At 74.1% G+C, this 12,289-nt stretch carries 10 protein-coding genes and 1 pseudogene; 5 read left to right on the forward strand and 6 right to left on the reverse strand.

Annotated elements, in window-relative coordinates; all coding sequences use genetic code 11:
* The first annotated feature begins 2 nt into the window (after positions 1-2).
* From HII36_RS20620 to HII36_RS20630, 3 genes are read left to right on the forward strand one after another with little or no spacing between them, the layout of a single operon-like run.
* Complete coding sequence (locus HII36_RS20620) at positions 3-776, forward strand: 2,3-dihydro-2,3-dihydroxybenzoate dehydrogenase (RefSeq protein WP_173524861.1); 774 nt, start codon at positions 3-5, stop codon at positions 774-776.
* Positions 777-801: 25 nt separating this feature from the next.
* Positions 802-1,449, forward strand: a complete 648-nt coding sequence (locus HII36_RS20625; RefSeq protein WP_173524862.1) for an isochorismatase family protein — start codon at positions 802-804, stop codon at positions 1,447-1,449.
* Positions 1,446-3,401, forward strand: coding sequence for an anthranilate synthase family protein (locus HII36_RS20630; protein WP_328807800.1), 1,956 nt, complete (start codon positions 1,446-1,448; stop codon positions 3,399-3,401). The genes HII36_RS20625 and HII36_RS20630 overlap by 4 nt, the downstream gene beginning before the upstream one ends.
* A 154-nt stretch (positions 3,402-3,555) precedes the next feature.
* On the opposite strand, the gene HII36_RS20635 is transcribed toward HII36_RS20630, so the two are convergent.
* Entirely contained in the window at positions 3,556-4,083 is a 528-nt protein-coding gene (locus HII36_RS20635) for a MarR family winged helix-turn-helix transcriptional regulator (protein ID WP_173524863.1), read from the reverse strand.
* A 110-nt stretch (positions 4,084-4,193) separates the two neighbouring features.
* On the opposite strand from HII36_RS20635, the pseudogene HII36_RS20640 reads away from it, so the two are divergent.
* Both HII36_RS20640 and HII36_RS20645 read left to right on the forward strand, forming a co-directional pair.
* Positions 4,194-5,096, forward strand: a pseudogene (locus HII36_RS20640) (LLM class flavin-dependent oxidoreductase); the annotation flags it as partial.
* A 23-nt stretch (positions 5,097-5,119) separates the two neighbouring features.
* Positions 5,120-7,384: an LLM class flavin-dependent oxidoreductase gene (locus HII36_RS20645; RefSeq protein WP_173524865.1), complete on the forward strand. Its 2,265-nt coding sequence runs from the start codon at positions 5,120-5,122 to the stop codon at positions 7,382-7,384.
* Here HII36_RS20645 and HII36_RS20650 read toward each other — a convergent pair.
* The 5 genes from HII36_RS20650 to HII36_RS20670 form a co-directional block, all read right to left on the reverse strand.
* A complete protein-coding gene (locus HII36_RS20650; RefSeq protein WP_173524866.1) occupies positions 7,365-8,258 on the reverse strand; it encodes an NAD(P)-dependent oxidoreductase in 894 nt (297 codons plus the stop codon). The genes HII36_RS20645 and HII36_RS20650 overlap by 20 nt on opposite strands.
* 75 nt (positions 8,259-8,333) lie before the next feature.
* Positions 8,334-9,473, reverse strand: coding sequence for an AI-2E family transporter (locus tag HII36_RS20655; protein WP_328807801.1), 1,140 nt, complete (start codon positions 9,471-9,473; stop codon positions 8,334-8,336).
* Between the two features lie 69 nt (positions 9,474-9,542).
* Positions 9,543-10,157, reverse strand: a complete 615-nt coding sequence (locus HII36_RS20660; protein WP_173524867.1) for a TetR/AcrR family transcriptional regulator — start codon at positions 10,155-10,157, stop codon at positions 9,543-9,545.
* 55 nt (positions 10,158-10,212) lie between these two features.
* Entirely contained in the window at positions 10,213-11,547 is a 1,335-nt protein-coding gene (locus HII36_RS20665; protein ID WP_173524868.1) for a hypothetical protein, read from the reverse strand.
* Between the two features lie 28 nt (positions 11,548-11,575).
* Positions 11,576-12,289 (reverse strand): cupredoxin domain-containing protein (locus HII36_RS20670; protein WP_173524869.1); only part of this gene is annotated, 714 nt, incomplete at its 5' end.

Consider the following 12,289-nt stretch of genomic DNA (forward strand, 5'->3'; position numbering starts at 1 on the left):
CGATGCGGCACAAGACAGCCCTGATCACCGGGGCGGCGGGCGGGATCGGCGAGGCCGTCGTCCGGGCCGTGGCCGCCGAGGGCGTGGCCGTGGCCGCGCTCGACGCCAACGCGCAGGCGCTGGCCCTGGTCGTCAAGGAGCTCAGGGCCGAAGGGCACGTGGTGCGCGGCTACCCGGTGGACGTGTCGTCCAGCATGGCCGTCGACGCGGTCGTCTCGGCCGCCGAGCACGAGCTGGGCCCGATCGTCTACCTGGTCAACGCGGCAGGCGTGCTGCGCACCGGCGCCGCGGTCGCGCTCAGCGACGAGGACTGGAGCATGTCGTTCGCGGTCAACGCGACCGGCGTGTTCCACGTCAGCCGGTCGGTGGTCCGCCGGATGATCCCGCGCAGGAAGGGCTCGATCGTCACGGTCACCTCCAACGCCGCAGGCACCCCGCGCTGGAGCATGGCCGCCTACGCCGCCTCCAAGGCGGCCGCGGCCGGGTTCACCCGCTGCCTCGGCCTGGAGGTCGCCAAGTTCGGCATCCGGTGCAACGTCGTCGCGCCGGGCTCGACCAACACCCCGATGCTCACCTCGCTGTGGGGCGACGGCGGCGACGCGCTGCGGGCCTGCCTGGACGGCACGCCGGAGACGTTCCGCGTCGGCATCCCGCTGGGCCGGCTGGCCGAGTCCGCCGACGTCGCCGAGGCCGTGCTGTTCCTGCTCTCCGAGCGGGCGGCGCACATCACCATGCACGATCTGACGGTCGACGGCGGCGCCGCCCTCGGCCGATGACACGAAAGACGAGAGAGGAGGAATCATGGCGATTCCGGTGATCGAGCCGTATCGCATGCCGGTCGAGGACGAGCTGCCGCGCAACATCGCGCCGTGGACCATCGATCCGGCCAGGGCGGTGCTGCTCGTCCACGACATGCAGAACTATTTCCTGCGGCCCTTCCCGCGTGAGCAGGCGCCGCTGACCGACCTGGTGACGAACGTCGCCGCGCTGCGCGCCGGCTTCGCCGCGCACGGCGCGCCGGTGATGTACACCGCGCAGCCTGGCGGGATGAGCGATGAGCAGCGCGGCCTGCTGAAGGATTTCTGGGGTCCGGGGATGTCCAGGGACCCCGAGCACCGGTTGATCGTCGGCGGGCTCGACCCCGCCGACGGCGACGTGGTGCTGACCAAGTGGCGGCCGAGCGCGTTCTGCCGGACCGGGCTGCTGGACCTGATGCGGGCCGCCGGACGCGACCAGTTGGTGATCTGCGGTGTGTACGCCCATGTGGGGATCTTGATGACCGCGCACGAGGGTTTCTCGCACGACATCCAGACGTTCCTGATCGGGGACGCGGTGGCCGACTTCACCCCCGACTACCACCGGATGGCGCTGGAGTACGCCTCGTCCCGGTGCTCGGTGACCATGTCCACCCGGGCCGCGCTGGCCATGCTGGGCGGAGCGGGGCGGTGAGCGCGCGCACGCCGGCCGGTGACCGGCTGCTCGAACGGGTGATGGGGCCCGACGCGCCGCCGTTCGCGCTGCTGCACCGGCCGGGCGCGGGCCGGGCGGACCTGGTCGACCTGCTGGTCGGCGAGACGGCGGAGGTCGGCAGCGTGGCCGACATCCCGCTGCCGCCGGCCGGCGGGCCGGGTCCGGGTGCCGGCTCCGGCGGCCGGCACGAGGTGCTGGCGCTGCTGCCGTACCGGCAGATCCGCGAGCGCGGGTTCGCCTACCCCGACGACGGCGCCCCGCTGCTCACGATGACCGTGACCGACCAGGCCGAGCTGCCCTTCGCCGACGTGCTCGACCGCCTGCCCGACGGCCCCATCGAGCTGGGGGAGGGCGCGTTCGACGCCGACGACGAGGAGTACGCGGCCACCGTCCGCCGGGTCCTGGCCGAGGAGATCGGCCAGGGCACGGGCGCCAACTTCGTCATCAAGCGGGCCTTCACCGCCGAGATCGGCAACTGGTCGACCGGCACCGCGCTGGCCTTCTTCCGCCGGCTGCTCGGCCGCGACCCCGGCTGCCACTGGACGTTCGTGATCCACACCGGCGCGCGCACGTTCGTCGGCGCCTCGCCCGAGCGGCACATCAGCCTCGACCGGGGCAGCGTGACGATGAACCCGATCAGCGGCACCTACCGGTACGGCGACTCCGGTCCCGACCTGTGCGAGCTGCTGACGTTCCTGTCCGACGCCAAGGAGGCCAACGAGCTGTACATGGTGCTCGACGAGGAACTGAAGATGATGGGCCGGGTGTGCGAGGACGGCGGGCGCGTGCTCGGCCCGTACCTGAAGCAGATGGCGCGCCTGGCCCACACCGAATACCTCATCGAGGGCCACAGCAGCCTCGACGTGCGCGACATCCTGCGCGAGACCATGTTCGCGCCCACCGTCACCGGCGGGCCGCTGGAGAGCGCCTGCCGGGTGATCAGCCGCTTCGAGCCCGAGGGCCGCGGCTACTACGCCGGGGTGGTCGCGCTGATCGGCCGCGACGAGGCGGGCGAGCGCGCCCTGGACTCGTCGATCCTCATCCGCACCGCCGACATCGACGCGGCGGGGCGGATGCGGATCGGCGTCGGCGCGACGCTGGTGCGCGACTCCTCGGCCGCCTCCGAGGCGGCCGAGACCCGGGCCAAGGCGGCGGGCCTGCTCGACGCGCTCAACGGCGTCGGCGCCGCGCCCGCCGGGCCCGCCGGGCCCGCGGCCTGCCCGGCCGGTGATCTCAACGAGCACCCGCAGGTCCGCCGGATCCTCGACGAGCGCAACGCCCCGCTCGGCGCGTTCTGGTTCGAGGACGGCGAACGCGACTCCTACCGGATGCCCGAGCTGGCCGGTCGCAAGGTGCTGGTCATCGACGCCGAGGACACCTTCACCGCGATGGCCAGGCACATGCTGGCCGCGCTCGGCTGCGAGGTCACCGTGCACCGCTACGACGAGGACTTCCCGCTGGACGTCTTCGACGCGGTCATCGTCGGCCCCGGCCCAGGCGACCCGCGCGACCACGGCCACGCCAAGATCGCCCGCATCAGGGAGGTGACGCTGCGGCTGCTGGAGCTCGGGGTGCCGTTCTTCTCGGTGTGCCTGGGCCACCAGGTGCTCAGCACGCTGCTCGGCCTGGAGATCGTCCGCAACCCGTTCCCCAACCAGGGCGTGCAGCGGAAGATCGGCTTCATGGGCCGCACCGAGCTCGTGGGCTTCTACAACACCTTCTCCGCCCGCAGCGCGGACGACCGCTTCACCTGCCCGGCGGCCCGCGGCGGGACGGTCGAGGTGTCCAGGGAGGCCGACACCGGGGAGATCCACGCGCTGCGCGGCCCCGGTTTCGCCTCCGTCCAGTTCCATCCCGTGTCGGTGCTGACGCACAACGGCGTGCGCATCCTCGGCGAGGTGATCGCCGACCTCCTGCGGGAGGCCGGCTGACACCGCGCCGCGCACCGGCCCACGCGCCCGCATCCGCTGACCGGCCCACCCGGCTCCCGGCGATCTCCCCCCGCCGCGAACCGGAACCGGCGGCGGCTGCGGGCGCCCTGGCGTGCGGGGCGGTTCGTCCCCTGGTGCGCTCGGGCCGGCCGCTCTAGCCGCCGGCGGCGTCGGCGAGCAGGTGTTCCGCGGTGGTGCACGGGTCGGTCCGCGGGTCGATGCCGCGCGCGTTGCAGGCCACCGTGCGCAGCAGGTCGCGGAACACCTGCCGTTGCGCCGGGCGCAGCGGGCGCAGCAGCGCGTCCTCGGCCAGCCGGACGTGCCGTTCCAGCTCGGCCAGCCGGCGCGCACCCTCCTCGGTGACGACGATCTTGCGCGCCCGCCGGTCCGCCGGGTTCAGCCGGCGTTCGACCAGCCCCGCCTCGACCAGGTCGTCGATGAGGTAGGTCATCACGGTCCTGTCGATGCCCAGGTGGGCGGCCAGCGCGCTCTGCGTGGGCTGGTCGCCGTGCACCACGGTGGACAGGATCTGGTAGCCGCGCATGGTGTGCGGCAGCGGGTCGAGCACCGGCGCGATCACGCTGTGGTAGGCGCTCAGCAGCATGCCGAGCTGCCAGCCGAAGTCTCCGTCGGCGGGCGCGGGACCCTCGTCGTGGCGGGTCTTGGCCGCTTTCGCGCTCATAGGGGAACAATACCCGGCCATGTTCTGTTCGACCATCTGTCTGTCATGCATATCATCTGTGGGACAACACATCTGCGGGACAACGGATAAGGCGGAAAGAGGCGTACGCCATGCCCGACTACGGCCACGACCTGCTCTTCGGGTCCTTCATCACCCCTGTGAACACCGCGCCCGACCAGGTCCTGGCGCTGGCGCGCACGTCCGAGTCCGCCGGGCTCGACCTGGTGACCTTCCAGGACCACCCGTACAACAGCGGGCTGCTCGACACCTGGACGCTGCTGTCCTACGTGGCCGCGCGCACCGAGCGCGTCAGCCTCTCGGCCAACGTGCTCAACCTGCCGCTGCGGCCCCCGGCCGTGACGGCGCGCGCGGCGGCCACCCTGGACCTGCTCAGCGGCGGGCGCTTCGAGCTCGGCCTGGGCGCCGGCGGGTTCTGGGACGCGATCGAGGCCATGGGCGGCCGCAAGCTGACCCCAGGCCAGGGGGTGCAGGCGCTGAGCGAGGCGATCGACATCATCCGCGGCGTCTGGGACGCCGGCGACCGCACCCGGCTGCGCGTCGACGGCGCCTACCACCGGGTCGACGGCGCCAAGCGCGGCCCGGCCCCGGCCCACGACATCGGGATCTGGCTGGGCGCGTACAAGCCGCGCATGCTGGCCCTGACCGGGGAGAAGGCCGACGGGTGGCTGCCGTCGCTGCCGTACCTGCGCGGCGGGCTGGAGGAGATCACGGCGAGCAACGCGATGATCGACGAGGCCGCGGCGGCGGCCGGGCGCGCGCCGTCCGCCGTGCGCCGCCTGCTCAACGTCGGCGGCGGCTTCGGCCCGGCGAGCGGCGGCTTCCTGTCGGGCCCGCCCGAGCAGTGGGTGGAGCAACTGGCCGCGCTGACGCTGGAGTACGGCTTCTCCGGCTACATCCTGATGGGCGACGACCCGGCCGGCCTGGAGATCTTCGGCCGGGAGGTCGCACCGGCGCTGCGCGAGCTCGTCGCGGCCGAGCGCGGCCCCGCCGGTGCGGCGCGGACGGGGGAGTGAGCATGGACTACGGTCATCCACTGCGCTTCGGCGCCCTCGCCGCCGCCGGTGACGGCTCGCCGCGCGACGCGGTCGAGACGGCGGTGCTCGGCGAGGAGCTGGGCCTGGACCTGGTCGCCTTCCCCGACCCCGCCGAGCAGGGGCCGGACGGCTGGACGCTGCTGAGCTGGGCCGCCGCCCGCACCCGCACCATCGGCCTGACGGCCACGCTGAACGCGGCGCTGCGCCCGCCCGCCGTCGTCGCCCGCGCCGCAGCCGGCCTTGACCTGCTCACCGGCGGCCGGGTCGAACTCACCCTGGACGCCCACGCGACAGTCCCGGGCACGCAGGGGTTGACGTCCGATGCGGTGGCGGCGGCCGGTGAGGCCATCGACGTCATCCGGGGCATCTGGTCCGCCGCCGACGACTCCCCGCTGCACGTCGAGGGCCGGCACCACCAGGTCAAGGGCGCGGAACGCGGCCCCGCGCCCGCGCACACCATCCCGCTCTGGCTCGCCGCCCGCGACGCGCCCGCGCTCAGGCTCACCGGGGAGAAGGCCGACGGCTGGCTGACCGTCCTGGACGCCGACCCGGCCCAATCCGCCGAGCCCGGCAACGGCGGCGCTGCGGGGCCCGCGTGGGCCGGGCGGGTGGCGCGGTTGCGTGAGCGGCAGGCGCTGATCGACGCCGCCGCCACCGCCGGCGGCCGTGACCCGCGCGAGATCCGCCGCCTGGCCGTCATCCCCGGCACCGGCGCCACCCCCGACAAGGGCTGGGTGGACGCCCTGCTGCCGCTGGTCATGGAGGCAGGGCTGAGCACGTTCCTGCTGGACACCGGCGACCCCGCCGCGCTGCGCGGCTTCGGCGAGGAGGTCGTCCCGGTGCTGCGCGAGGCCGTCGCCGCCGAGCGCGCGCTGCGCGGCACCGTCGTCGGCGTCCCGCCCGGCCGCGCCGTGCGCAGCCGCCGCCACCCCGGCATCGACTACGACCGGGTGCCCGCCTCGCTGGCGCGGACCGCCGTCGAACCCGGCGACGCCGCCTACCCGGACGTGCGCTCCACCTACGTCCGCGGCGGCGCGCCCGGCCTGGTGCTGCGGCCTGGCAGCCCGTCCGAGGTGGCCGACGCGCTCGCCTTCGCCCGCGCCCAGCCGGTGGGGCTGTCGCTGCGCAGCGGCGGCCACGGCATCAGCGGCCGCTCGACCAACCGCGGCGGCATCGTCATCGACCTGGGCCGGCTCAACACCATCGAGGTCCTGGACGAGGCCACCCGCCTGGTCCGCGTCGGCCCCGGCGCCCGCTGGGGCGAGGTGGCGGCGGCGCTGGCCCCGTACGGGTGGGCGCTCAGCTCGGGCGACTACGGCGGGGTGGGCGTGGGCGGCCTGGCCACCGCGGGCGGCATCGGCTGGCTGGCCCGCGCGCACGGCCTGACCATCGACCACCTGCGCGCCGCCGAACTGGTGCTGGCCGACGGCAGCCACGTGCGCGCCGACGCGAACGAGCACCCCGACCTGCTGTGGGCGGTACGCGGCGCGGGCGCCGGCTTCGGCGCCGTCACCGCCTTCGAGTTCCAGGCCGACGAGGTGGGGGACATCGGGTTCGCCCAGCTCGTCTTCGACGCGAGCGACACCGCCGGCTTCCTGGAACGGTGGGGCGCCACGATCGAGGCGGCGCCGCGCGCGCTGACCGCCTTCCTCATCATCGGCGGCGCCCGCCCCGGGCAGCCGTTGATCGCCCAGGCCATGGCCGTGGTCGACAGCGACGACCCGGACACCGTCATCGACCTGCTGCAACCGCTGGCCGCGACCGCGCCGCTGCTGGACCACTCGGTGCGGATCCTGCCGTACCAGGCGATCATGCACGCGCCGTCCGGGCCGCACCACGGGCAGGGCGAGCCGGTCAGCCGCTCCGCGCTGGCCGAGCACCTCACGCCGGGCCTGGCCGCGGCCGCCGCCCGCCTGGTCGGGGACGGCACGTCGTACTTCTTCCAGATCCGCTCCGTCGGCGGGGCGGTCGCCGACGTCCCGCCCGAGGCCACCGCGTACGCGCACCGGTCGGCCAACTTCTCGCTGGTCGCCTTCGGTTCCAGCAGGACCCGGCTGGACCGGGCCTGGGACGCGATGAGCGAGCACTTCACCGGCCTGTACACCACCTTCGAGACCGACCGGCGGCCGGAACGCCTCACCGACGCCTACCCGCCCGCCACGCTGCGGCGGCTGCGCGAGCTCAAACGCCGCTACGACCCCGGCAACGTCTTCCGCGACAACTTCGTCATCGACCCGGCGGAGTGACCTGGCCGGCGTCGCGGGACTCGATGGCGTGGACGACCCCCGCCATGTCGAGATCGCCGTGCCCGAGCGCGAGCGCCTCACCGAACAGGGCGTGACAGACGTCCAGCAGCGGTGAGGCCACCCCGGACGCCCGCGCCGCCTCGGCGATCAGCCGGTTGTTCTTCAGCACGTCGGCGAGCGCCGCCTGCGGCGCGAAGTCCCGGTCGGCCAGTTTGCGCGCCTTGGCCCGTGAGACGGCGCTGGCCATCGGGCCCGAGTCGAGCACGCGCAGCAGCCGCTCCAGGTCGAGGCCGTGCCGGTCGGCGAAGTGCACGGACTCCGACAGCCCGGTCACCATGGTGATCAGGAAGATGTTCACCGCGAGCTTCATCAGCAGCCCGCCGGGGACCGGCCCGCACTCGACCGTCTCGTGGCACATCGGGCCGAGCAGCGGGCGCACCCGGGCGACGGCGTCCGGCTCCCCGGCCAGCATCGCCACCAGGTGCCCGGCCCGGGCGGGCTCGCGCGAGCCCGACACGGGCGCCTCGACGTAGCCGGCGCCGGCCGCCCGCAGGTCCGACTCCAGGCCGGCGGAGTAGACGGGCGAGGTGGTGCCCATGTGCACGATCGTCCGGCCGGCCACCCCGGCGGCGACCGTGCCCGCGCGGCGGCCGAGCACGGCGTCGATCGCGTCGCCGTCGGACAGCATGAGGAAGATCACCTCCGCCCGCTCGAACACCTCGGCCGGGCCGTCGGCCACCTTCGCGCCCGCCGCGCCCACCGGCTCGGCCCGGCTCGCGGTGCGGTTCCAGACGACCAGCGGGGTGCCCGCCCTGGCCAGGTTGAGCGCCATGGGCAGCCCCATGAGCCCGAGACCGATGAAACCGACGTCCATGCTCCCCCTCCTGCGTTGCGCGGGGCACCGTTGTACGCCGGCGGGAGCACCCGCGTCTTGAACGCTGGTGCGGGGTCAGTGCCGTTCCTGGCGGGGGAGCACCACCTCGGCCAGCAGCAGCTGCACCGCGGCCGCCGCCGGGATGGCCAGCAGCGCGCCCACCACGCCCAGCAGCGCGCCGCCGATGAGCGCGGCCACGATGGTGGTGGCGGCGGGCACGTCCACCGACGACTTCATCACCCTGGGCGCGATCAGATAGTTCTCGACCTGCTGGTAGACGACGAAGAAGACCAGCGTGGCGATCGCCACCGCGGGCGAGACGAACAGCGCGACCAGCGTGGCCACCCCCGCCCCGATGAACGCCCCGATCATCGGGATCAGGTCGGTGACCGCCACGATGATCGCCAGGGCCAGCGCGTACGGCACCCCGGCGATGGACAGGAACACGAACGTCGTCACCCCGGCGATCAGGGAGATGAGCAGGTTGCCCGCCACGTACCCGCCGACCTTGTCGAGGATCTCGTCACCCAGCAGCCTGGCCCGGTCGCGGCGGCTGCGCGGGATCAGCCGGTAGCCGGTGCGGGTGATCGACGGCAGCGCGGCCAGGAAGTACAGGGTCAGGATCAGCACGGTCAGGCCGGAGAACACGGCGCTGACCACCACGGCCGCCACCCCCAGCAGGCCGCCGAACAGCTGGCGGCCGATCTCGCCGCTCGTCAGGTACTGCTGGGCGCGTTCGAGCAGGCCGAACCGCTGGTCGAGCTCGCGGATCTGCGCGTTGTCCTGCAAAGTCGCGATGTAGGTGGGCAGCCGTCTGACGAACTCGCCCGCCTGCTCCGACACGGCCGGCACCAGGGCCAGCGCGAAGACGGCGAAGAAGACGATCACGCCGAGGAACACCACCGTGATCGCCCACGCCCTGGCCAGGCCGCGCCGTCCCAGCCACCGCACCACCGGGTTGAGCCCGACGGCGAGGAACAGCGAGATGAGGATGAGGATCAGCACCGACGCGGTCGCCGACAGCGCCTGCACCAGCAGCCAGGCGGTGAGCACGCCGAGCGCGGCGGTGAAGCCGAAGGAGAACGGGCTGCTCCCGAACGGCCGCGCGGGCCGCTCGGGCCGTTCCGGCAACCCGAGCAGTTCCGGCGGTCGCGGCGACGGCGCCTGCGGTGGCGGTTCCGTCGGCTGCGGGGGTCTGGGCGAGGTCTCGGGCACGGCGGCTCCTCGGAGGTGGCCATCCTCCTGCCCGGGAAAACCGCCGGCGCACCTGCCGGACCCCGTGATCTACTTTGTAAAGGCGCCGGGCCGGTGCTCCAGCGAGAAGCGGACGAGGTAGGCGCGGGCCAGCTCCTTGGTCTCGGCGATGACCAGCGCGTCGCCCGCCGGATCGTCGCGGAAGGCGTAACGCAGCACCGCGTCGCACGCCTCCACCGCGATGCGCAGCGCCCGCTGGAAGTCCGGGCCGACCGGCGCGCCCAGGTGCTCGGTGAGCAGCGCGGCCAGGCGCAGGCTGAGCGCCTCGCTGCTGCCGAAGTCCATCGTGGCGAACCCGGCGACGCCGCGCCGCATCGTCACGTACTCGTCCACGACCAGGTCGACCACGGCGTTCCAGTCGCGTCCGGTGCGGGGCAGCCGGGTGGCCAGGCGGTCGCTGTACTGCTCCATGTTGCGTTCGCCGAGCGCGGTCACCAGGGCGCGCTTGTCGCGGAAGAAGCGGTAGAGCGAGCCGATCGGCACGCCGGCGCGCTGGGCGACCGCGCGGGTGGTCAGGTCGTCGTAGCCGACCTCGTCCAGCAGCGCGGCGCACGCGTCGACGATGCGGTCGAGCCGCTCGGCGCTGCGCCGCTGCACCGGCGCGCGCCGCAGCGGCGCGCTCTCCTCACGGGCCTGCGCCCCCATGCACACCTCTTCTTCGCGTCGGCGCGCCATGATCGGCACGCCCCGAGTGCAGAGCCTATGCCGCGAGCAGCAAGGTCAATCCGCCGAGTGTGTAGCAGACCATGAGGACGAACAGCGGGATCTGCCCCGCCACGGCCCTGGCCGGGGCGAACAGCCGCACCGACCGGTCGTGCGCGGCGATCACGCCGAGCACGTGCCCGGCCACGATGGACAGCACCTGCACGGTGGCGATCGTGCCGGGGCCGACGACGGACTCGTCCACGGTGCGCGCGGCGGTGCCGAACAGGTCCAGGCCGGTGTCCAGCGGGTCCGAGGCCAGGATGAACGCCCGCTGCCCCTCGATGACCAGCAGCGAGAAGTAGTGGGCGACCAGGTAGCCGACCGCGATCGGCACCAGCGAGTGGGCGAACGCGCCCAGTTCGCCGCGCCGGCCCAGGCCCCGCGCTCCCGAGCCGATGAGCCCGGCGACCGCGATGCACGCCGCGTACAGCAGGGCGACCCCGGCGACGGCGGCGAGCAGGCCGAGGGTGCCGGTGGCGGTCGGTCCGATGGCGGCGGTCTGCAGGGTGTTGACCCAGGTGGGGGCATCGGAGAAGCCGTCGTACGCGGTGGAGGCGAGCATGACGCACACGGTCGCGACCAGCCCGGGCGCGGGGCGCACCGCGTCCAGGCCGTGGAACGGGTTGCGCAGCACGAGCCTGCCGTCGGCGCGGCGGCCGAGCGGGGCGAGCCGGCCGATCAGCGCCGAGTACGCCTCGAACGCGTCGCACCTGTCGAACCAGCGCGGCCCGTACGCCAGCGCCCCGGCCAGGTGGACGACGGCGTAGCAGCCGAAGAACGCCAGCATGGACGCGTTGGCGGCGGGCTCGGGCGCGACCAGTTCCAGCCAGGTGAATGCGAGCAGCCCGGCCGCGGCCGGCCAGTACCCGAGCCGGGCGGGCGGCTCCCTGCCGGAGTCGGCCGCGGACCGGCGCAGCATCCGCGACAGGGCCAGGTGCAGCGTCCGCAGCGGGTTGACCAGCCGCCACACCGGCCCGAGCAGCAGCGACGCGGGCACCAGCCCGACCCAGAACACGACGTAGACGAACGTGGCCGCCGGGTTGCGTTCCGGGTCGTCCGGCCCGAACAGCGCCGCGACCAGCGTGAACGCGGCGCCCAGCAGGCCGAGCGCGCGCAGCGCGGTCCTCGTCGCGGGGGCGTCGGCGAGCCGTCGCAACGGTTCGGGCAGCGCCCGGCCGGCCTCGCGCCCGCGGAACCTGGACTCGGCCCACAACACGGCCAGGCCGAGGAACGACACGAGCAACGCGGCCAGCGCCCCCGCGAACGCGTAGAACGCGGGGATGGGCAGGTCGTGCCGCGACCCGATCCCGTGGGCCAGGATCTCGCTCATCGAACCACCGTCCGGGCCGGGATCTCGCTCATCGGACGACCAGCTGGGTCAGGACGAGGCCGGAGTCGTGCGTCTCCACCTCGAACAGCCCGCTCTTGTCCGCGGTGAACTCGATCACGGCCGGAGTGCCGGGGGTGAGGGGGCGTTCCAGGTCGAAGCCGTGGACGTGCACGGTGTCGGCCCGGTCGCCGGTGACCTCCAGCCGTACCCGGTCGCCCCGGCCGACCTCGACCCGGCCGGGCGGCGGGGTGACCTGGCCGCCGCTGATCCGCACCGCGACGGTGACCGCGGCGCCGGCCGGGGCGGTGGTGTCCTTGGGTTCTTCGACGGTCCCTTCGACGGTGGCGGTGCCCTCCACCGGCTTGCCCGCCACCGACCAGAGCGTGTGGTCGTCGGCGCTGAGCCGGACGGTCAGCGTGTGCGGCCCGGCCGGGACCGCGTCGGCGGGCAGGTGGTGCCAGGGCGCGTACAGGCGGGCGATCTTCTTACCGTCCAGGTACAGGTGGGCGTGCCCGGTGCCGGGCAGTGCGGCGCCGCCGACGCTGTCGGGGGTGAACGCGAACCGTTCGGTGACCAGGTGCAGGTTCCAGCCCGAGTCGCTGTCGGGGCGCACCTCCAGGCGTACCGAGGGGGCCTCGGCGGCGGGCACGTCGCGGGTGCGGTGGTCGCCGTGGGCGTGCGGCGGCCCGGGGGTGCCCGCGGAGGCGGTGGCGGGGGCGTGGTCGGTGCCTGGCCGGTGATG

The sequence above is a fragment of the Nonomuraea antri genome (genome assembly GCF_013283785.1).
Taxonomy (GTDB): domain Bacteria; phylum Actinomycetota; class Actinomycetes; order Streptosporangiales; family Streptosporangiaceae; genus Nonomuraea; species Nonomuraea antri.

What these genes read in the sequence shown, in the direction of transcription:
- HII36_RS20650 (WP_173524866.1), bottom strand. Translation starts at nt 8,258, where the DNA reads ATGGACGTCGGTTTCATCGGTCTCGGGCTCATGGGGCTGCCCATGGCG.
- HII36_RS20625 (WP_173524862.1), top strand. Translation starts at nt 802, where the DNA reads ATGGCGATTCCGGTGATCGAGCCGTATCGCATGCCGGTCGAGGACGAG.
- HII36_RS20660 (WP_173524867.1), bottom strand. Translation starts at nt 10,157, where the DNA reads ATGGGGGCGCAGGCCCGTGAGGAGAGCGCGCCGCTGCGGCGCGCGCCG.
- HII36_RS20620 (WP_173524861.1), top strand. Translation starts at nt 3, where the DNA reads ATGCGGCACAAGACAGCCCTGATCACCGGGGCGGCGGGCGGGATCGGC.
- HII36_RS20635 (WP_173524863.1), bottom strand. Translation starts at nt 4,083, where the DNA reads ATGAGCGCGAAAGCGGCCAAGACCCGCCACGACGAGGGTCCCGCGCCC.
- HII36_RS20665 (WP_173524868.1), bottom strand. Translation starts at nt 11,547, where the DNA reads ATGAGCGAGATCCTGGCCCACGGGATCGGGTCGCGGCACGACCTGCCC.
- HII36_RS20645 (WP_173524865.1), top strand. Translation starts at nt 5,120, where the DNA reads ATGGACTACGGTCATCCACTGCGCTTCGGCGCCCTCGCCGCCGCCGGT.